Origin of the sequence: Escherichia sp. 93.1518, from assembly GCF_013368915.2 — a bacterium.
GTDB classification, from domain to species: Bacteria; Pseudomonadota; Gammaproteobacteria; order Enterobacterales; family Enterobacteriaceae; genus Escherichia; species Escherichia ruysiae.
Window position 1 is genome coordinate 244,979 of sequence record NZ_JABWMT020000001.1, and the last position, 21,546, is coordinate 266,524.

Here is a 21,546-nt window from a genome sequence, read left to right on the forward strand (position 1 = left end):
AGGTTAATGATAAAAAATGTGGCACACAGGCGGTGCCTTTTATTTTTACTGAAGTTCACAGGAGGTTTATGTGTTTAATTCTGACAACCTGAGACTCGACGGAAAATGCGCCATCATCACCGGTGCGGGTGCAGGTATTGGTAAAGAAATCGCCATTACATTCGCGACAGCAGGTGCATCTGTAGTGGTCAGTGATATTAACGCCGATGCAGCAAATCATGTTGTTGATGAGATTCAACAACTGGGTGGTCAGGCATTTGCGTGGCGCTGTGATATTACGTCCGAACAGGAATTATCCGCTCTGGCAGACTTTGCCATTAGTAAGTTGGGTAAAGTGGATATTCTGGTTAACAACGCTGGTGGCGGTGGTCCTAAGCCATTTGATATGCCAATGGCGGATTTTCGCCGCGCTTATGAACTGAATGTCTTTTCTTTTTTCCATCTTTCACAACTCATTGCGCCAGAAATGGAAAAAAATGGCGGTGGCGTTATTCTGACTATCACTTCCATGGCGGCAGAAAATAAAAATAAAAACATGACCTCGTATGCGTCCTCTAAAGCTGCGGCCAGTCATCTGGTCAGGAATATGGCGTTTGACCTGGGTGAAAAAAATATTCGGGTGAATGGTATTGCGCCGGGAGCAATATTAACGGATGCCCTCAAATCCGTTATTACACCAGAAATCGAACAAAAAATGTTGCAACACACGCCAATCAGACGTCTGGGCCAACCGCAAGATATTGCTAATGCGGCGTTGTTCTTGTGTTCACCCGCAGCCAGCTGGATAAGCGGACAAATTCTCACTGTCTCCGGCGGTGGGGTACAGGAACTCAATTAATTCGAATAAACCGGAAAACAACGCAACTCAGCGTTGTTTTCCGGTGCTGATGGGTTATCAGAAAAATGTCTCCATCTCGCTACTGGTTGCCACATTTCGATTGTTGGTTGACCAATTATCGTGTGAATAATACTCGAATGCGGGGGGCTTCGCACATTTGACCTGCAATGTTAGGCGCTTGCATAGCAAAGCGGTAAACTACTTATTCACGCTAACTATAATGGTTTAACGATGGATAACATGCAGACTGAAGCGCAACCGACACGGACCCGGATCCTCAATGCTGCCAGAGAGATTTTTTCAGAAAATGGATTTCACAGTGCCTCGATGAAAGCCATCTGTAAATCTTGCGGCATAAGCCCAGGAACGCTCTATCACCATTTCATTTCTAAAGAAGCCCTGATTCAGGCGATTATCCTTCAGGATCAGGAGAGGGCGGTGATCCGCTTCCGCGAACCTATCGAAGGGATTCATTTCGTTGACTATATGGTCGAGTCGATAGTGTCTCTCACTCATGAAGCCTTTGGACAAAGGGCGCTGGTGGTCGAAATTATGGCAGAAGGGATGCGCAATCCACAGGTCGCCGCCATGCTAAAGAATAAGCATCTGACGATTACGGAGTTTATCGCCCAGCGTATGCGCGATGCCCAGCAAAAAGGTGAGATAAACCCTGACATCAACACGGCAATGACCTCTCGTTTACTGCTGGATTTGACCTATGGCGTACTGGCCGATATCGAAGCCGAAGACCTGGCGTGTGAAGCGTCATTCGCCCGGGGATTACGCGCGATGATTGGCGGTATTTTAACCGCATCCTGATTCTGTCTTTTCGCGGGTCGGTGAAGACTGGCCTGCTTAATCCTGCATAGAAACTCTTTCCGTTTCGTCACAAAACCACCGTTAACACATACACAGTGGCCATATGACACGTAAATTTATCATTTAAAATCTATTCGAATGAACGTTCGATTGCTTATTTTGTGGCTTCTGTCAACGCTGTTTTAAAGATTAATGCGATCCGTATCACGCTGTGGGTATTGCAGTTTTTGGTTTTTTGATCGCGGTGTCAGTTCTTTTTATTTCCATTTCTCTTCCATGGGTTTCTCACAGATAACTGTGTACATCACAAAATTGGTTAACTAATCGGATTAAAGGTTGACCAGTATTTTTATCTTAATGAGGAGTCCCTTATGTTACGTCCTGTAGAAACCCCAACTCGTGAAATCAAAAAACTCGACGGCCTGTGGGCATTCAGTCTGGATCGCGAAAACTGTGGAATTGATCAGCGTTGGTGGGAAAGCGCGTTACAAGAGAGCCGGGCAATTGCTGTGCCGGGCAGTTTTAACGATCAGTTCGCCGATGCGGATATTCGTAATTATGTGGGTAACGTCTGGTATCAGCGCGAAGTCTTTATACCTAAAGGTTGGGCGGGGCAGCGTATCGTGCTGCGTTTCGATGCGGTCACTCATTACGGCAAAGTGTGGGTAAACAATCAGGAAGTGATGGAGCATCAGGGGGGATATACGCCGTTTGAGGCCGATGTCACGCCATATGTTATTGCCGGGAAAAGTGTACGTATCACCGTTTGTGTGAACAACGAACTGAACTGGCAGACTATCCCGCCGGGAATGGTGATTACCGACGAAAACGGTAAGAAAAAGCAGTCTTACTTCCATGATTTCTTTAACTACGCTGGGATCCATCGCAGCGTAATGCTCTACACCACGCCGAACACCTGGGTAGACGATATCACCGTGGTGACGCATGTAGCGCAAGACTGTAACCACGCGTCTATTGACTGGCAGGTGGTGGCAAATGGTGATGTCAGCGTTGAACTGCGTGATGCGGATCAACAGGTTGTTGCAACAGGACAAGGCAACAACGGAACCTTGCAAGTAGTGAATCCGCACCTCTGGCAACCGGGTGAAGGTTATCTCTATGAACTGTACGTCACAGCCAAAAGCCAGACAGAGTGCGACATCTATCCACTGCGCATCGGTATCCGGTCAGTGGCAGTGAGTGGCGAACAGTTCCTGATCAACCACAAACCGTTCTACTTCACTGGTTTTGGTCGCCATGAAGATGCAGATTTACGCGGCAAAGGGTTCGATAACGTGCTGATGGTGCACGATCACGCATTAATGGACTGGATTGGGGCTAACTCCTACCGTACCTCGCATTACCCTTACGCTGAAGAGATGCTCGACTGGGCAGATGAACATGGCATCGTGGTGATTGATGAAACTGCAGCTGTCGGCTTTAACCTCTCTTTAGGCATTGGTTTCGAAGCGGGCAACAAGCCGAAAGAACTCTACAGCGAAGAGGCGGTCAACGGGGAAACCCAGCAGGCGCACTTACAGGCGATTAAAGAACTGATTGCGCGTGACAAAAACCACCCTAGCGTGGTGATGTGGAGCATTGCCAATGAACCGGATACCCGCCCGCAAGGTGCACGGGAATATTTCGCGCCACTGGCGGAAGCAACGCGTAAACTCGACCCGACGCGACCGATCACCTGCGTCAATGTGATGTTCTGCGACGCTCACACCGATACCATCAGCGATCTCTTCGATGTGCTGTGTCTTAACCGTTATTACGGTTGGTATGTACAAAGCGGCGATTTGGAAACGGCAGAGAAGGTACTGGAAGAAGAACTTCTGGCCTGGCAGGAGAAACTGCATCAGCCGATTATCATCACCGAATACGGCGTGGATACGTTAGCCGGTCTGCACTCGATGTACACCGACATGTGGAGTGAAGAGTATCAATGTGCATGGCTGGATATGTATCACCGCGTCTTTGATCGCGTCAGCGCCGTCGTCGGTGAACAGGTATGGAATTTCGCCGATTTTGCAACCTCGCAGGGCATTTTGCGCGTTGGCGGTAACAAGAAAGGTATCTTCACCCGCGACCGCAAACCGAAGTCGGCGGCTTTCTTGCTGCAAAAACGCTGGACTGGCATGAACTTCGGTGAAAAACCGCAGCAGGGAGGCAAACAATGAATCAACAACTCTCCTGGCGCACCATCGTCGGCTACAGCCTCGGTGACGTCGCCAATAACTTCGCCTTCGCAATGGGGGCGCTCTTCCTGTTGAGTTACTACACCGACGTCGCTGGCGTCGGTGCCGCTGCGGCGGGCACCATGCTGTTACTGGTTCGGGTATTCGATGCTTTCGCCGACGTCTTTGCCGGACGAGTGGTGGACAGTGTTAATACCCGCTGGGGAAAATTCCGCCCGTTTTTACTCTTCGGTACTGCGCCGTTAATGATTTTCAGCGTGCTGGTATTCTGGGTGCCGACCGACTGGAGTCATAGCAGCAAAGTAGTGTATGCATATTTGACCTACATGGGCCTCGGGCTTTGCTACAGCCTGGTGAATATTCCTTATGGTTCACTTGCTACCGCGATGACCCAACAACCGCAGTCCCGCGCCCGTCTGGGCGCGGCTCGAGGAATTGCCGCTTCGCTGACCTTTGTCTGTCTGGCTTTTCTGATAGGACCGAGCATTAAAAACTCCAGCCCGGAGGAGATGGTGTCGGTGTACCATTTCTGGACGATTGTACTGGCCATTGCCGGGATGGTGCTTTACTTCATCTGCTTCAAATCGACGCGTGAGAATGTGGTACGGATCGTGGCACAGCCGTCATTGAAGATCAGTCTGCAAACGCTGAAACGGAATCGTCCGCTGTTTATGTTGTGCATCGGTGCACTGTGTGTGCTGATTTCGACCTTCGCGGTCAGCGCATCGTCGTTGTTCTATGTTCGCTATGTGCTGAATGACACCGGTCTGTTTACTGTGCTGGTACTGGTGCAAAACCTGGTCGGTACAGTGGCGTCGGCACCGCTGGTGCCAGGGATGGTCGCCAGGATTGGTAAAAAGAATACTTTCCTGATTGGCGCTCTGCTGGGAACCTGCGGTTATTTGCTGTTCTTCTGGGTTTCCGTCTGGTCGCTGCCAGTGGCGTTGGTCGCGTTAGCCATCGCTTCAATTGGTCAGGGCGTTACCATGACCGTGATGTGGGCGCTGGAAGCTGATACCGTAGAATACGGTGAATACCTGACCGGCGTGCGAATTGAAGGGCTTACCTATTCGCTATTCTCATTTACCCGCAAATGCGGCCAGGCAATAGGAGGTTCAATTCCCGCCTTTATTTTGGGATTAAGCGGATATATTGCGAATCAGGCACAAACACCGGAAGTTATTATGGGGATACGCACATCAATTGCCTTAGTCCCTTGCGGATTTATGCTACTGGCATTCGCTATAATCTGGTTTTATCCGCTCACGGATAATAAATTCAAAGAAATCGTGGTTGAAATTGATAATCGCAAACAAATGCAGCAGCAATTAATCAGCGATATCACTAATTAATATTCTATAAAAATAATCAGAACATCAAAGGTGCAACTATGAGAAAAATAGTGGCCATGGCCGTTATTTGCCTGACGGCTGCCTCTGGCCTTACCTCTGCTTACGCCGCGCAACTGGTTGACGATGAAGCGGGGCTACGTATCAGACTGAAAAATGAATTACGCCGGGCCGACAAGCCCAGTGCTGGTGCGGGAAGAGATATTTACGCGTGGGTACAGGGAGGATTACTCGATTTTAATAGTGGCTATTATTCTAATATTATTGGCGTCGAAGGTGGAGCATATTATGTTTATAAATTAGGTGCTCGCGCTGATATGAGTACCCGATGGTATCTTGATGGCGATAAAAGTTTTGGCTTTTCCCTTGGCGCGGTAAAAATAAAACCGAGTGAAAATAGTTTGCTTAAATTAGGCCGCTTCGGAACAGATTATAGTTATGGCAGTTTACCTTATCGTATTCCGTTAATTGCTGGCAGTTCGCAACGTACATTACCAACTGTTTCCGAAGGGGTATTAGGTTATTGGGCTTTAACACCTAATATCGAACTGTGGGGAATGTGGCGCTCAAGAGTATTTTTGTGGACCGACTCAACAACCGGTATTCGTGATGAAGGGGTGTATAACAGCCAGACGGGAAAATACGATAAACATCGCGCACGTTCTTTTTTAGCCGCCAGTTGGCATGATGATACCAGTCGCTATTCTCTGGGGGCATCGGTACAGAAAGATGTTTCCAATCAGATACAAAGTATTCTCGAGAAAAGCATACCGCTCGACCCGAATTATACGTTGAAAGGGGAGTTGCTCGGCTTTTACGCGCAGCTCGAAGGTTTAAGTCGTAATACCAGCCAGCCCAATGAAACGGCGTTGGTTAGTGGACAATTGACCTGGAGCACGCCGTGGGGAAGTGTATTTGGTAGTGGTGGTTATCTGCGTCATGCGATGAATGGCGCCGTGGTGGACACTGACATTGGCTATCCTTTTTCATTAAGTCTTGATCGTAACCGTGAAGGAATGCAGTCCTGGCAATTGGGCGTCAACTATCGTTTAACCCCGCAATTTACGCTGACTTTTGCACCGATTGTGACCCGTGGTTATGAATCCAGTAAACGAGACGTGCGGATTGAAGGTGCGGGCATCTTAGGTGGTATGAACTATCGGGTCAGCGAAGGGGCGCTACAAGGGATGAATTTCTTTCTTGCCGCCGATAAAGGGCGGGAAAAGCGCGATGGCAGTGCGCTGGGCGATCGCCTGAATTACTGGGATGTGAAAATGAGTATTCAGTATGACTTTATGCTGAGGTGAGAAAAAACGCCGGAGAGAAAACTCTCCGGCGTTTTGGCAGTGAATTACTGTTGCGGAATGGCTGGTACAGCCGGAACGTTTAATGCTGGCATTGCAAACATACCAACAAAATCTTCCAGCGGCATTTTCTGGCCATTCAACGTGATCTGACCGTTAGCATATTGCAGGCTGGTGGTGATGGTATTGTCCTGCAAGGTGGTCAGTCGGAACATCTGACCCATTGCTGATGCACCTTCAACTTGCTGTTTTGCCAGTTTTTTAGCTTGATCTTCCTGATAACCTTCCAGCTTCGCTACCTGGGTCATCAGCTCAGTTGCCATATCAACCGGAATGGTCAGTTTTGCCTCCAGAGACTTAACCGAGCGATCTACTTCCTGCGCCAGCGTTTGCGGCGCTTCTTTAGTCGTTGCCGGATCTTTCAGGAACAGCGACAGATTCAGCGCACTTTCACCCTGACTGTTTTTCCAGCTTAGCGGAGCGACAGTTATCACCGGATCGCCTTTCAACATCAGTGGCAGGGCGCTAAAGAAGGCTTCTGTCACTTTCTCCTGATAAAGTTCGGGATTGATGGCAATCTCTGGCTGTGCCAGCAGTGCCTGAGTTTGCGCGTTATATTGCTGGCTGAACTGATGCCAGGCTTCGCCATCAATCTGACCCACTTTTAAAGTCAGCTTGCCGCTGCCCAGATCCTGATTCTGTACCTTCAGACTATTTAGCGAGTAATCCAGTTGGCTATTGATCGTTTTACCGTCATTGACCAGGTCTGATTTACCGCTGATCTCCATGCCTTCCAGCAGCGCCAGTTCTTTGCCTTCCACCGAAATGGTCATTTTTTCCAGTGACAGTTTTTGGTTGCCCACGCGCTCACCAAAACTTGCCAGCGTGCTGGAACCGTCAGTTTTCAGATTATTAAAGGTCAACTGTACTTTCTGGTTGTATTCGTTAACCGCATCTACCCGACCGCTTTGCGCCTCCCCGGAAAGGGAGATAGCTTTGCCGTCTCTGTCTGCATTTAACTGGAATTCGCCGCCGCTAAAGGCGACTTTTTCATCTTTTTGTTCGTAATTCAGTGGCTTGAGAGAGATATCTGAGCTGGAATCACCGCTGTAACCAATGCGGGAGTTAATCTCAAAAGGTGTTTCTCCTTTTGCCATATCAAACAGTGGCTTGCTCACATTGTTGTTGACAAGCGTGGTTTGAATCGACGCCATCGATGGGATCAGGTTCAGTTTTTTCAGCTGAGCCAGGGGAAAGGGACCATGATCAACAGATTCGTTGAAGATGACGCTCTGACCACTTTTAATCCACGGATTTTCTTTCCCGGCAACGGGTTTCACCACCAGTTGTAACTGGCTGCTGAACACGCCGCGATGATAGTTTTGATAACTCACTTCCAGGTTGGATTCAGGAGCCGTCAGCTTAAGTTGCGCATTCGCCTGCGCGACCATGTCCTCGAGATGGGTTTCTATTTTCTTGCCTGTGTACCATGCGCCGCCCGTCCAGACTACGCCGAGCGCAACAATGACGCCTACCGCTACCAGCGATTTATTCATAGTGATTATCCATAAAATGAAATCAGGCGGACTGGCCGCCTGAAGTGTTATAAGCCTTTAATAAGCTTAGCAAGAGATGTTAATTTTTTCAGTAAGCTCTTACAGCTTGTTGTAAACACGGGCTAAACGTCCGTGGCCTTTCACTGTCACCGGTGACTCGTTGGCGGCAATAAACGCTGACTCACCCGGTTTAAGCTGTAACTGTTGAGAACCTTTACACAGAGTTGCTTCGCCTTCAACGCAGAACAAAATGGCGGCACTTTGCTGGCTGATGGTGGTTTCTTTATCGCTAAGGTCATGCAGCGAGAAGGCAAAATCATCCACCGGAATCGGGAAGTCCAGTTCTGCACCTTGCTTCACCGGCTGGGTCAACAACTGGTTAGCTGGTTTGGCTTCGAACTTCACGTTGGCAACCAGCTCAGGAATATCAATGTATTTAGGCGTCAGACCCGCACGCAGCACGTTATCGGAGTTCGCCATCACTTCCAGCGCCACGCCTTGCAGGTAGGCGTGCGGTGTTTCAGCGAACAGGAACATCGCTTCGCCAGGGTTCAGTTTCACCACATTCAGCAACAGCGGGGAGAACAGACCGCTGTCATCCGGGTAAAATTCAGAAATTAAACGAATCGTTTGCCATGGTTCGCCCTGTTGGCTGTCGAGTGCCGATTTTAAAATCGCCAGCGCGCGGGATTTTTCTTCACTCTGCATATTCAACAGGCTGGCGAACAGTTCGCTTAAACGTTCGGCATCAGGCTGTTGTAAAAAGTGAGCAATTGCCGGATGTGCACCTGCGACCGGCTGGAGCAGGGAGACAATCTCGGAGAACTCACGAAACGCGTTCATCGCGAGGAATGGTGTCAGCGCAAAAACCAGCTCCGGCTTGTGGTTAGGATCTTTATAGTTACGCTCGGCGGCATCCATCGGAATACCTGCGGCATTTTCTTTGGCGAAACCGATTTCAGAATTGTGTTTGTTCGGATGAACCTGAATGGAGAGCGGCTGTGCTGCGCATAATACTTTGAACAGGAAAGGCAGTTCGCCAAAGCGTCTGGCAACGGCCTCTCCAAGCAGAGTCGATTTATCACTCTCAATCACATCACGCAGTGAAACGATATCTCCTGCGGCATTGTGCACACGGGAACTGCTTTTCGGATGTGCCCCCATCCACAGCTCGGCCATCGGCTGGCTGGACGGATTTTCCATACCATAAAGTTCAGTCAACGCCGTTTTGCTGCCCCAGGCATAGTTTTGCACTGAGTTAATGAGTTTTTGCATGATCAATCCCTGTTTAAATGTGGAAATTAATCCCGCTATTAAAGCAAGAATCCTACGGGAAGTAACCTGGAGCCGCAAAAAGTCGTACTAGTCTCAGTTTTTGTTAAAAAAGTGTGTAGGATATTGTTACTCGCTTTTAACAGGGCAACGGAACACCCGCCCAGAGCATAACCAAACCAGGCAGTAAGTGAGAGAACAATGTCAAACAAACCCTTTCATTATCAGGCTCCTTTCCCACTCAAAAAAGATGATACCGAGTATTACCTGCTGACCAGCGAACACGTTAGCGTATCTGAATTTGAAGGGCAGGAGATTTTGAAAGTCGCGCCAGAAGCGTTAACTCTGCTGGCGCGTCAGGCGTTTCATGATGCGTCATTTATGCTGCGTCCGGCTCACCAACAACAGGTGGCCGACATTCTGCGTGACCCGGAAGCCAGCGAAAACGATAAATATGTGGCGCTGCAATTCCTGCGAAACTCCGATATCGCGGCAAAAGGCGTTCTGCCAACCTGTCAGGATACCGGCACCGCGATTATCGTTGGTAAAAAAGGGCAGCGCGTATGGACAGGTGGTGGCGACGAAGCGGCTTTGGCTCGCGGTGTCTATAACACCTATATCGAAGATAATTTGCGCTACTCGCAAAACGCGCCGCTGGACATGTATAAAGAGGTGAATACCGGCACCAACCTGCCAGCGCAGATCGATCTTTATGCCGTTGATGGTGACGAGTACAAATTCCTCTGTATTGCCAAAGGTGGCGGTTCGGCAAACAAAACGTATCTTTATCAGGAAACCAAAGCGTTACTGACGCCGGGGAAACTGAAAAATTATCTGGTTGAGAAAATGCGCACGCTGGGGACGGCGGCCTGTCCTCCGTATCACATTGCGTTCGTTATTGGCGGAACTTCTGCGGAAACTAACCTTAAAACGGTAAAACTGGCTTCCGCTAAATACTATGACGAACTGCCAACGGAAGGGAATGAGCACGGTCAGGCTTTCCGCGATGTGGAGCTGGAAAAAGAATTGCTGATCGAAGCGCAAAATCTTGGTCTGGGGGCGCAGTTTGGTGGTAAATACTTCGCTCACGATATCCGCGTGATTCGCCTGCCGCGTCATGGCGCATCCTGCCCGGTTGGTATGGGCGTTTCCTGTTCCGCTGACCGTAATATTAAAGCGAAGATCAACCGTCAGGGGATCTGGATCGAAAAACTGGAACATAATCCAGGCAAATATATCCCTGAAGAATTGCGTAAAGCGGGAGAAGGCGAGGCGGTGCGCGTAGACCTTAATCGTCCGATGAAAGAGATCCTTGCTCAGTTGTCGCAATATCCTGTTTCTACGCGATTGTCGCTTAACGGTACTATCATCGTCGGTCGTGATATCGCCCATGCCAAACTGAAAGAGCGCATGGACAACGGCGAAGGGCTACCGCAATACATCAAAGATCACCCGATTTACTACGCGGGGCCGGCAAAAACGCCGGAAGGTTATGCCTCCGGTTCTCTTGGTCCAACAACCGCCGGACGGATGGATTCTTATGTCGATCAACTGCAAGCGCAGGGCGGAAGTATGATCATGCTGGCGAAAGGCAACCGCAGCCAGCAGGTGACGGATGCCTGTAAAAAACACGGTGGCTTCTACCTCGGTAGTATTGGCGGCCCGGCGGCAGTGCTGGCGCAGGGTAGTATTAAGAGTCTGGTATGTGTTGAGTATCCTGAACTGGGAATGGAAGCTATCTGGAAAATCGAAGTGGAAGATTTCCCGGCGTTTATTCTAGTGGATGATAAAGGAAATGACTTCTTCCAGCAGATACAGCTCACGCAGTGCACCCGCTGCGTGAAATAAACAGAGCCGTCCTTCGGGGCGGCTTTTTTACATGGCACGAAAGACCAAACATTTGTTATTAAATAGTAAATAATGAGTGAGCTAAAAGTTGCTTAACGTAAGCAAAATAGAAAGAAAAAATTAATCAGGTGAGGAGCAGTCCATGAAAACAGTACGCAGCGAAAAAGATTCGATGGGTGCGATCGATGTCCCGGCAGATAAGCTGTGGGGCGCACAAACTCAACGCTCGCTGGAGCATTTCCGCATTTCGACGGAGAAAATGCCAACCTCACTGATTCATGCGCTGGCGCTAACCAAGCGCGCAGCGGCAAAAGTTAATGAAGATTTAGGCTTGCTGTCCGAAGAGAAAGCGAGTGCCATTCGTCAGGCGGCAGATGAAGTGCTGGCGGGACAGCATGACGATGAATTTCCGCTGGCTATCTGGCAGACCGGTTCCGGTACGCAAAGCAATATGAATATGAACGAAGTGCTGGCTAACCGGGCGAGCGAATTGCTTGGCGGCGTGCGTGGGATGGAACGTAAAGTTCACCCTAATGACGACGTGAACAAAAGCCAAAGTTCCAATGATGTCTTTCCGACGGCGATGCATGTTGCGGCGATGCTGGCGCTGCGCAAGCAACTCATTCCGCAGCTTAAAACACTGACACAAACGCTGAGTGAAAAATCGCGCGCATTTGCCGATATCGTCAAAATTGGTCGTACCCACTTGCAGGACGCCACGCCGCTGACGTTGGGGCAGGAGATTTCTGGCTGGGTAGCGATGCTGGAGCATAATCTCAAACATATCGAGTACAGTCTGCCGCACGTGGCGGAACTGGCGCTGGGTGGTACAGCAGTAGGGACGGGGCTGAACACTCATCCGGAATATGCGCGTCGCGTTGCGGATGAACTTTCGGTAATTACCTGCGCGCCATTTGTTACCGCGCCGAACAAATTTGAAGCTCTGGCGACCTGTGATGCGCTGGTTCAGGCGCACGGCGCCTTGAAAGGGTTGGCTGCGTCACTGATGAAAATTGCCAATGACGTCCGTTGGTTGGCATCTGGCCCTCGCTGCGGAATTGGTGAAATCTCAATCCCGGAAAACGAGCCGGGCAGTTCAATCATGCCTGGGAAAGTGAACCCAACGCAGTGTGAAGCGTTAACCATGCTTTGCTGTCAGGTGATGGGGAACGACGTGGCGATCAACATGGGTGGTGCTTCCGGAAACTTTGAACTGAACGTCTTCCGTCCGATGGTTATCCACAATTTCCTGCAATCGGTACGCTTGCTGGCAGATGGCATGGAAAGTTTTAACAAACACTGTGCAGTGGGGATTGAGCCGAATCGTGAGCGAATCAATCAATTACTCAATGAATCGCTGATGCTGGTGACCGCACTCAACACCCACATTGGCTATGACAAAGCCGCCGAGATTGCCAAAAAGGCGCATAAAGAAGGGCTGACCTTAAAAGCCGCAGCCCTTGCGCTGGGCTATCTTAGCGAAGCCGAGTTTGACAGCTGGGTACGACCAGAACAGATGGTCGGTAGCATGAAAGCAGGGCGTTAATCTGCAACATACAGGTGCAGCCGTGGGATGATCAAACGAAGCGGCTGCGCCTGCGGTTTATAACGGTGCTGCACATTGTCGGCATCGTAATTCAACAACTCGCCAACGTCCGGCACGCCCGCGCCATTATCCCGATTAATCAGTGCAATCAGAGGCGTCGGGCAGGCGTGTTGTACCTGTTTTTGATCTCCCTTGTACCAGACGCGGGCAATCGGCTGCACCTTCACCGGACGTTTGATTTTTAACTTCGCGTCCTGTGGCAGGGCGGCAATATCCTGATATTCACGCTCCAGTTTTCCCTGCCACTCCTCACGCGTCCACGGTGCGACGCTGCGGGGTGATTTCAGACTTTTTTCCAGCTGCGCCAGCACTTCATCACGATGCAAATTCTTAATGATATGTTTATTCGCCCAGCCAAAACGTAAAGTTGCGGGGTCATGCAGAACGGTGAGGGTGCGGTAAGCGTTAAGTGTGATCAGCCCCGGCAAATGGCGATGCACCCATTCAAAACGCGCCGCCGTAGGAAGTTCTGACTCAACCGTGACGATATGCTCGAAAGTGGTTTTAAGTTGATTGATGCGCTGAATATGACTTACCAGCGCCGCTTGTGAAAGATTATCGACCTGATAACACAACACGCCGGGCAGACGAACAGCGGCCTTGCTGCTGCGATTTTCAGACTGTTGCTGAATAAACAAATGGCGGAAATGACGTAACGCGAGCGCCTGCGCCTCTTTGCCGAGATGTTGCTTAACTTCAATGCAGTTCAGCGGATTATGCTCATCTTCTTTTTTGACTTCCGGTAAAGAGAACACCCGGGCAACCAGCAACTTGTGCTGTTCAAGCTCAGCGGCAAATGCGGCCAGTTCTTGCTCCATCTGGCGAAAGGTAGTATTGAGTCGATCTACGAGATCGTAACGAGCCATAAAATCACCACTTAGTTACAACATACTTATTTTATAGCACAGTGGCGACGGCTTGACCACCGTGCGCGTAGCGTCAGGCAGAGGTAAATTGCGCAATGTTGTGCCATAACGGCCAGCTAAACGAGAAGCGGGCACCACCCAGTTCGCTGGTATCACAATTAACCGTTCCGCCCATAGCCAGCGCAATAGAGCGGACAATTGCCAGTCCCAGCCCGCAGCCGCCGGTTGCACGGTCACGGCTGGGGTCGAGGCGAACAAAGGGTTCAAAAATATGCTCTCGATCCTGTGGTGCAATCCCTGCACCATCATCTTCAACAATTAATGTCGCTCTGTTTCCTGTCAGTAGCAGGCTGGTTTCAACGGTTGAATGGCAGTAGCGCAGGGCGTTATTGAGCAAGTTATCCAGCACGCGCTCCATTAAGCGCATATCCAGCGCCGCATAATGACCTTGTATGATGGTTTTTATCCGTACCGTTTTATCGGGAGTTAGCGCCTGAATGTCGGTCAGATGCGTTGACAGCCACAACGGCAGGTCTGGTTCGCTAAGATGGAGCTCATTTTGCGGGCGATCGAGTCGGGCATAAGTCAGCAGTTCTTCAATTAAAGCTTCCAGTTGGCTGATATCGCGATTCAATGCCTGGGATTCTGTTGCGCTCAGGTTATCGCTCATCTCCAGTCGATAACGCAGGCGCACTAACGGCGTTCGCAGTTCGTGGGCGATACCGTCGATAAGCTGTTTTTTGCTGGCAATCAAGGCGTTGATATTGTCCGCCATCTGGTTAAACGCCACGCCAAGTCGTTCAAAACTCGAACCATCATCAAAGTGAATACGTTCATTGAGATGCCCATCGCCAAATCGTTGTGCCGCTGCTTCCAGTTTTAGCATGTCCTGCCAGTGCGGACGCATCCAGATAAACACCGGAAAGGCGAGGGAGATGGCAATAAAAGCGATCAGCGCGATATCCAGTAATCGCATTTGATGGAGGTAATAAAGATAAGGCACGGGACCGACTGCCAGCACGTAGTGGCTGCGCGGTATACGTTGCAAAAAAGTGTACTGATCGTCCAGGGCGACAATTTCGCCGCCATGCAGCCGATGCATGGAGATTTCATCGAGATGATATTTACTCAACGGTTCGACGCGCAGATCAAAAGAGAGATTTAAATCCATCTCCTTCAGTGTTTTCCCCCAGTCGTGCGGGGGGATCTCGCGCAATTCACTACGCATCAGGTATAGCGAACTGTTCATCAAATCATCCAGCGACTGTTTGCCTGCGCGTTCGGCGGTAAATTTGTACACCAGCCCAACCAACAGGGACATCACCAGAAAGCAGACAAACAGTAAAAGATAAAACTGGATAAACAGTTTTTTCATCGCTTATTCCCACGCATGAGGCGCAAACAGATAGCCTTTGTTTCGCACGGTTTTAATGCGATAAGGTTCGGCAGCGTTATCGCGCAGTTTTTTTCTTAACCGCGAAATAGCCACGTCCACGCTACGATCCAGACCGTCATAGCTGACGCCGCGTAAATTTTTCAACAACGCATCTCTGTCCATAATTTGCCCCGCGTGGGTGGCTAACTCCCAGAGCAGTTCAAAATCGGCGGTAGAAAGTGAAATTTCACGGTTAGCAAGCGTAACTACACGGTTAATGGGATCGATGGTCAACGTACCGAAATGCAATGCCTTGTAAGGAGTAAGAGGTGCTTCTTGTATACCTTTGGTCAGCGTGGTTTGCTCATTCTGACGCAAATGTAAACGTAACCGCGCCAGCAGGACTGCGGGGGGCGTCGTTTTGAGAATATAGTCGCAGGCGCCCATTTCCAGAGCCAGAATGTGGTTCATATCACTATCGAGAGATGTCAGCAGAACTATAGGCCCGCTCCATTTAGTGCGTAAATCACGACAGACAGTCATGCCGTCCTTGCCTGGTAGCATGATATCGAGGAGCACCAGATCCGGATTTTCCCGCAGAATTGTTTCTTCTGCATGGTCGCCGCGAGGTTCAATGGTTACCTGTATATCATGTTTCGCCAAATACGCGGCAATCAGTGAACCGACTTCTGCGTCATCTTCCACAAATACGATAGTGTTCATATTATTCACGGTAGATATAAAAACGTCACAATACACCGCGTTGTTTTTACTTACTATCAATCGTTCCTAAACAAGTTTGCATCAGGTATTCTACGGATGACTTGTTATGGAAGTGTTAAGGTAAAAAGATGGGGCTGGTAATCAAAGCCGCGCTTGGTGCGCTGGTGGTGGTGTTAATTGGTGTATTAGCAAAAACGAAAAATTACTATATCGCCGGGCTGATTCCGCTTTTCCCGACCTTTGCGCTTATTGCGCATTATATTGTTGCCAGCGAACGCGGCATTGAAGCCTTACGCGCAACCATCATTTTCAGCATGTGGTCGATTATTCCCTATTTTGTTTACCTGGCGTCGCTGTGGTATTTCACCGGAATAATGCGCTTGCCCGCTGCTTTTGTGGGTTCCGTTGCGTGCTGGGGGATAAGCGCATGGGTGTTGATTATATGCTGGATGAAGCTGCATTAACGCAGATGTCGACCGCCATCAAGCGGAAAACTGCGTCCGGTAACAAAGCAACTGGTGAGTAAATAATCGACCAGATCGATCACTTCTTTCTCACCAGGCGCGGTTTTCATCAGTGATTTATTCAGCGCCTGTTGACGATATTCAGCATCATCATGCTCATTAAACAGGATCAGCGATGGCGCGATAGAATTCACTTTCACTTCCGGTGCCAGCTTGCGGGCAAATGAGCGGGTCATATTATCCAGCGCCGCTTTGCTCGCAGCATAGGCAATATGTTTGTCGCTTCCGCGCTCCACCACATAATCGGTAAAGTGAATGATATCGCTGGCGGCGTGTCCGTGCCCACGCAGTAATCTTTCCAGAGCGTGGTTAAGAAGGTATGGAGTATTAACGTGGATCTGCATCATGCTGGCCAGCACGTCAGTCAGTGGCGTACCTGGTTTTTCAGCCATCCACGCGCTGGCGTTATGCAAAATAGCACGCAGGCCGTGGGTGCTTTTTAGTACCTCATCGGCAAACGCCATCACACCGTCGTTGGTTGAAAAATCAGCCTGAATACATTGCGCACCCGCATTAATCAGCCCATCAATGGCAGGATAGTGCGTCCGATAGCTGACAATCACCGGTTGCTTTTGATTAATGAAATGCCAGGCGAGGGCGAGGCCAATGCGACGGCCTCCGCCAGTAATTAATATTGGCAAGGGGTGGGTTTTACCCATCGTTATCTCCTTTGCTATCCAACGATGGGACGAACGTTATCCCACCAGCATCCAGGTCGCCGGAACTGCGGCAATTAACAACATGCTAATTAGCATCATTTCCTGACGATTCAGTACATTATCATGTGTATGCGTTTTACGCGCGTACAGGAATACCAGAAGCCCAGGTGCATACAGAACGACGGACAACAGCAGGTGCATTGGGCCAGAGGCGTACAATAACCATAAGCCATAAATGCAGGCACCGATACCTACTGCTTTATGCAGTGGACGGGTAGCGATTTTCAGCAGGAACGCGCCAACCAGGAAATAGGGCACCAGAATCATTTCTGAGGCGATGGTCAGCAATGTGTTGTAATCGGAACCGGTTAGCCAGATGAGTACCAGGCAAATTTGCACGCAGATGTTGGTCAGCCACAGTGAGGCAGACGGTGCAGCTTGCGCATTCTGGCGAGCAAAAATGCGCGGGAATGCTTTATGTGTGGCCGCCAGGAAGGGGACTTCTGCCGCCATAATGGTCCAGCTTAAGTACGCGCCGCAAACGGAAACGATCAGTCCGGCAGCGATGATAATCTCGCCCCACGGCCCCATCATTTTCACCATCAGGCCGGCCATAGACGGGTTACGGATTTCAGCCAGTTCCGGGCGTGCTACCACGCCCAGCGAAAGCAGTGTTACCAGTAAATAAACGCCCAGCGCGGAAAGTACCGCCAGAAGTGTTGCTTTGCCGACATCATGTTTATTACGCGCTCGCGCAGAAACGACCACTGCACCTTCCACGCCAATGAATACCCACAGTGTGATCAACATTGTGTTTTTCACCTGTTCCCATACTGGTATGCCAAGTGCAAGGCCAGTGAAGTCGAGTTTGAAGGTGTCCAGTTTGAACATCATCATCGCCAGCACAATAAACAGACCTAGCGGCAATAATTTTGCCAACGTCGCCACCAGGTTAATGCTGGCAGCAGTCTGCACGCCGCGCAGGATCAAAAAGTGAACAATCCATAATAAGGCGGATGCACCGACAATCGATTGCCAGGTATTGCCATCGCCAAACAGGCGCAATTCCGGCGTGTCAGTAAAAAAGCTTAATGCGGAAAAGACGATGACCAGATAGGAGACGTTGGCGATAACTGCGCACAGCCAGTATCCCCATGCAGAGCAGAAACCGATCAGTTCGCCAAATCCTTCACGGGCATAGGTAAAGATACCGCCGTCAAGGTCGGGACGAATACGCGTCAGGATCAGCATCGCGAAGGCCAGTAATAAAATCCCTGCGCCGGTGATACCCCAGCCGATCAATAATGCTGCCGGGCTGGCTACCGCCGCCATATTTTGCGGCAGACTGAAAACACCTGCGCCCAGCATTGAGCTTAATACCAGCGCAGTGAGCGCGCTCAGTCCCAGTTTCTTTTCCATCTGTATCCAGTGATCAAAACGTGTTCGGAAGAATAAATATTAGGACAAAACGCATAAAAATGGTGTTTGTCACTAAGGCGCGGGATTTTACGAAGAGATGTATCGTCATGCAATGGTTAGGGGAAAATTTGTGACTAAAAATGCTAAAGGCGGCATAAAGCCGCCTTATCGTGATACTGAATAGTTATTTATACAGGTCTGCGCTGATGGTCAGGTTATTGCCACGTTCCTGCCACTGGCGGGTGATGTGGTAATACTTAGCCCCTTTCTTCGCGGCACGTTTAGCAACCTGGTAGGAAACTTCGGTCATGTTGCCGTAGTTACCTGAGAACTTAATGCTGTCGAACGGCACCATCATCGCTGCGGTCGCTTTGTTCAGTTCTTCTACTTTAGTGCCGTCAGGTAGCGTGACAGTGTAACGTCCGCCTTTTGATGACTGGGTTTCAAAGAAACGACCGACTTCGGAACTTGGTGACGCAGTAGTGGCAACGCCAGGGATTTCAACTTTCTTCGCAGCTTCGCCACCGGCAGCCAGGGCTGCACGTCCCGCGTCGGAATCCGCCGGGATCACATCCGGGCTTTGTACTACGCGTTTCTTAGCATCTTTTTTATAGATGAATGCGGTAATACGCTGGTTGCCGCCCTGGTTGGCATCGATTTGACGAACAATATAGAAAGAGTATGCGCCTTTTGCTTTCGCCGCTTTGGTGATGGCGTCATTGACTTCAGGCTGGCTACGGTAAAAGCCCTGGACGGTAACTGTATCAAACGGTTCGATCAGAACGGCCTGGTCTTTGGGCAGTTCCACCACGCCATTAATCACGCGATTTTTTTCGGTTTCTGCTTTTTCAGCATCAGACTTATAGAGATCGGCAACTACACGCCAGTTACCGCTGTTACCGAAATCTGACGTATCGACAACATAAAAAGAGGCTGCGCCTTCTTTATCAGCGCGGCGGGATACGGCTTTCACCGCCTCGCCAATGGCATTGAAACGTCCGGTAACCACTACACGGTCAAAAGGTTTAACCGCTGCCGCTTGCTCCGGTGTCAGTTCTGTTGCTGCGTTAACGGAGAATGCCGTAGCAGAAAGCAGTGCCGACGCCAGGAGGGTGTTCTTAAGCTTCATAAAAATAATCCTTCGCCTTGCGCAAACCAGGTACTGGTATTGTTATTAACGAGAAACGTGGCTGATTATTGCATTTAAACGGTGTAACTGTCTGCGTCATTTTTCATATCAGACTTCTTGATTTGATTTTAAACCTGTTCGAATAACCATGTGTGATTAAAAAGTGAGCGCAGTGGCATAGGCGGCTGAAATGGCTGAATTGTATAAGTTAATTTAATGTTAACTGGTGGCTTGCGACGGGGTGATCTCATGTTTTACCTGGCTATTGAAGACAATTATCGCCCTTTATCCTGTGTTCTATGGTGTTTATCCCACTATCAAGGCTGAATCGTTAATATTTTTCGAGTTAACGCCGAAATACTGATTTTTGGCGCTAGATCACAGGCATTATTTTCAGTACGTTATAGACGTTTGTTACTAATTTATTTTAACGGAGTAACATTTAGCTCGTTCATGAGCGGCTTGTGTACCGTGAAACACAGGCAAACCATCATCAATAAAACCGATGGAAGGGAATATCATGCGAATTGGCATACCAAGAGAACGGTTAACCAATGAAACCCGTGTTGCAGCAACGCCAAAAACAGTGGAACAGCTGCTGAAACTGGGTTTTACCGTCGCGGTAGAGAGCGGCGCGGGTCAACTGGCAAGTTTTGACGATAAAGCGTTTGTGCAAGCGGGCGCTGAAATTGTAGAAGGGAATAGCGTCTGGCAGTCAGAGATCATTCTGAAGGTCAATGCGCCGTTAGATGATGAAATTGCGTTACTGAATCCTGGGACAACGCTGGTGAGTTTTATCTGGCCTGCGCAGAATCCGGAATTAATGCAAAAACTTGCGGAACGTAACGTGACCGTGATGGCGATGGACTCTGTGCCGCGTATCTCACGCGCACAATCGCTGGACGCACTAAGCTCGATGGCGAATATCGCCGGTTATCGCGCCATTGTTGAAGCGGCACATGAATTTGGGCGCTTCTTTACCGGGCAAATCACTGCGGCCGGGAAAGTGCCACCGGCAAAAGTGATGGTGATTGGTGCCGGTGTTGCAGGTCTGGCCGCCATTGGCGCAGCAAACAGTCTCGGCGCGATTGTGCGTGCATTCGACACCCGCCCGGAAGTGAAAGAACAAGTTCAAAGTATGGGCGCGGAATTCCTCGAGCTGGATTTTAAAGAGGAAGCGGGCAGCGGCGATGGCTATGCCAAAGTGATGTCGGACGCGTTCATCAAAGCGGAAATGGAACTCTTTGCCGCCCAGGCAAAAGAGGTCGATATCATTGTCACCACTGCGCTTATTCCAGGCAAACCAGCGCCGAAGCTAATTACCCGTGAAATGGTTGACTCCATGAAGGCGGGCAGTGTGATTGTCGACCTGGCAGCCCAAAACGGTGGCAACTGTGAATACACCGTGCCGGGTGAAATCTTCACTACGGAAAATGGTGTCAAAGTGATTGGTTATACCGATCTTCCGGGCCGTCTGCCGACGCAATCCTCACAGCTTTACGGTACTAACCTCGTTAATCTGCTGAAACTGTTGTGCAAAGAGAAAGACGGCAATATCACTGTTGATTTTGATGATGTGGTGATTCGCGGCGTGACCGTGATCCGTGCGGGCGAAATTACCTGGCCGGCACCGCCGATTCAGGTATCAGCTCAGCCGCAGGCGGCACAAAAAGCGGCACCGGAAGTGAAAACTGAGGAAAAATGTGCCTGCTCACCGTGGCGTAAATACGCGTTGATGGCGCTGGCAATCATCCTTTTCGGTTGGCTGGCAAGCGTTGCGCCGAAAGAGTTTCTTGGGCACTTCACCGTTTTCGCGCTGGCCTGCGTTGTCGGTTATTACGTGGTGTGGAATGTATCGCACGCGCTGCATACACCGTTGATGTCGGTCACCAACGCGATTTCAGGGATTATTGTTGTCGGAGCACTGTTGCAGATTGGCCAGGGCGGCTGGGTTAGCTTCCTTAGTTTTATCGCGGTGCTTATAGCCAGCATTAATATTTTCGGTGGCTTCACCGTGACTCAGCGCATGCTGAAAATGTTCCGCAAAAATTAAGGGGT

Annotated in this window: 17 protein-coding genes; 9 read left to right on the top strand and 8 right to left on the bottom strand. The window is 49.8% G+C overall.

What is annotated here, in order from left to right; genetic code table 11:
* Positions 1-70 precede the first annotated feature (70 nt).
* The 5 genes from hdhA (at position 71) to uidC (ending at position 6,514) form a co-directional block, all read left to right on the top strand.
* Complete coding sequence (hdhA, locus tag HEN21_RS01265; protein ID WP_000483368.1) at positions 71-838, top strand: 7-alpha-hydroxysteroid dehydrogenase; 768 nt, start codon at positions 71-73, stop codon at positions 836-838.
* 231 nt (positions 839-1,069) lie between these two features.
* Entirely contained in the window at positions 1,070-1,657 is a 588-nt protein-coding gene (gene uidR, locus HEN21_RS01270; RefSeq protein ID WP_000369705.1) for a DNA-binding transcriptional regulator UidR, read from the top strand.
* 371 nt (positions 1,658-2,028) lie between these two features.
* The gene (gene uidA / locus HEN21_RS01275; RefSeq protein WP_176252588.1) at positions 2,029-3,840 is read left to right on the top strand and encodes a beta-glucuronidase; all 1,812 of its coding nucleotides are present in this window, start codon (positions 2,029-2,031) and stop codon (positions 3,838-3,840) included.
* Positions 3,837-5,210, top strand: a complete 1,374-nt coding sequence (uidB, locus tag HEN21_RS01280) for a glucuronide transporter (protein WP_021550732.1) — start codon at positions 3,837-3,839, stop codon at positions 5,208-5,210. Before uidA ends, uidB begins: the two co-directional genes overlap by 4 nt.
* 38 nt (positions 5,211-5,248) lie before the next feature.
* Positions 5,249-6,514 (top strand): glucuronide uptake porin UidC, encoded by a 1,266-nt coding sequence (gene uidC / locus HEN21_RS01285; RefSeq protein ID WP_176252589.1) that lies wholly within the window; start codon positions 5,249-5,251, stop codon positions 6,512-6,514.
* Between the two features lie 44 nt (positions 6,515-6,558).
* Here uidC and HEN21_RS01290 read toward each other — a convergent pair whose 3' ends face one another.
* A complete protein-coding gene (locus HEN21_RS01290; RefSeq protein ID WP_176252590.1) occupies positions 6,559-8,067 on the bottom strand; it encodes a YdgA family protein in 1,509 nt (502 codons plus the stop codon).
* Positions 8,068-8,166: 99 nt separating this feature from the next.
* Positions 8,167-9,342 (bottom strand): mannose-6-phosphate isomerase, encoded by a 1,176-nt coding sequence (manA, locus tag HEN21_RS01295; protein WP_176252591.1) that lies wholly within the window; start codon positions 9,340-9,342, stop codon positions 8,167-8,169.
* Between the two features lie 198 nt (positions 9,343-9,540).
* Here manA and fumB point away from each other — a divergent pair, with 198 nt between their 5' ends.
* Both fumB and fumC read left to right on the top strand, forming a co-directional pair.
* On the top strand, positions 9,541-11,187 hold the full coding sequence (gene fumB, locus HEN21_RS01300; protein ID WP_000066640.1) for a class I fumarate hydratase: 1,647 nt from the start codon (positions 9,541-9,543) through the stop codon (positions 11,185-11,187).
* Positions 11,188-11,329: 142 nt separating this feature from the next.
* The gene (gene fumC / locus HEN21_RS01305) at positions 11,330-12,733 is read left to right on the top strand and encodes a class II fumarate hydratase (protein WP_176252592.1); all 1,404 of its coding nucleotides are present in this window, start codon (positions 11,330-11,332) and stop codon (positions 12,731-12,733) included.
* Here the strand turns inward: fumC and tus are convergent.
* From tus to rstA, 3 genes are all read right to left on the bottom strand, one after another.
* Positions 12,730-13,659 carry a DNA replication terminus site-binding protein gene (gene tus, locus HEN21_RS01310; RefSeq protein ID WP_176252593.1) on the bottom strand — a complete coding sequence of 310 codons (930 nt, stop codon included), beginning with the start codon at positions 13,657-13,659 and terminating at the stop codon, positions 12,730-12,732. The two genes, fumC and tus, sit on opposite strands and share 4 nt — an antisense overlap.
* A 73-nt stretch (positions 13,660-13,732) precedes the next feature.
* Complete coding sequence (gene rstB, locus HEN21_RS01315; protein ID WP_016158225.1) at positions 13,733-15,034, bottom strand: two-component system sensor histidine kinase RstB; 1,302 nt, start codon at positions 15,032-15,034, stop codon at positions 13,733-13,735.
* 3 nt (positions 15,035-15,037) lie between these two features.
* Positions 15,038-15,757, bottom strand: coding sequence for a two-component system response regulator RstA (gene rstA / locus HEN21_RS01320; protein ID WP_001092493.1), 720 nt, complete (start codon positions 15,755-15,757; stop codon positions 15,038-15,040).
* 128 nt (positions 15,758-15,885) lie between these two features.
* Here rstA and HEN21_RS01325 point away from each other — a divergent pair, with 128 nt between their 5' ends.
* The gene (locus HEN21_RS01325; RefSeq protein WP_000524884.1) at positions 15,886-16,221 is read left to right on the top strand and encodes a GlpM family protein; all 336 of its coding nucleotides are present in this window, start codon (positions 15,886-15,888) and stop codon (positions 16,219-16,221) included.
* On the opposite strand, the gene folM is transcribed toward HEN21_RS01325, so the two are convergent.
* The 3 genes from folM to ydgH form a co-directional block, all read right to left on the bottom strand.
* Positions 16,218-16,940 carry a dihydromonapterin reductase gene (gene folM, locus HEN21_RS01330; RefSeq protein WP_000520629.1) on the bottom strand — a complete coding sequence of 241 codons (723 nt, stop codon included), beginning with the start codon at positions 16,938-16,940 and terminating at the stop codon, positions 16,218-16,220. The two genes, HEN21_RS01325 and folM, sit on opposite strands and share 4 nt — an antisense overlap.
* Positions 16,941-16,976: 36 nt before the next feature.
* Positions 16,977-18,359, bottom strand: a complete 1,383-nt coding sequence (locus HEN21_RS01335; RefSeq protein ID WP_000412363.1) for an amino acid permease — start codon at positions 18,357-18,359, stop codon at positions 16,977-16,979.
* Between the two features lie 184 nt (positions 18,360-18,543).
* Complete coding sequence (gene ydgH / locus HEN21_RS01340; RefSeq protein ID WP_000769335.1) at positions 18,544-19,488, bottom strand: DUF1471 family protein YdgH; 945 nt, start codon at positions 19,486-19,488, stop codon at positions 18,544-18,546.
* Between the two features lie 520 nt (positions 19,489-20,008).
* Between ydgH and pntA the strand changes: the two genes are divergently transcribed.
* Positions 20,009-21,541: a Re/Si-specific NAD(P)(+) transhydrogenase subunit alpha gene (gene pntA, locus HEN21_RS01345; RefSeq protein WP_001295398.1), complete on the top strand. Its 1,533-nt coding sequence runs from the start codon at positions 20,009-20,011 to the stop codon at positions 21,539-21,541.
* The last annotated feature ends 5 nt before the right edge of the window (positions 21,542-21,546 follow it).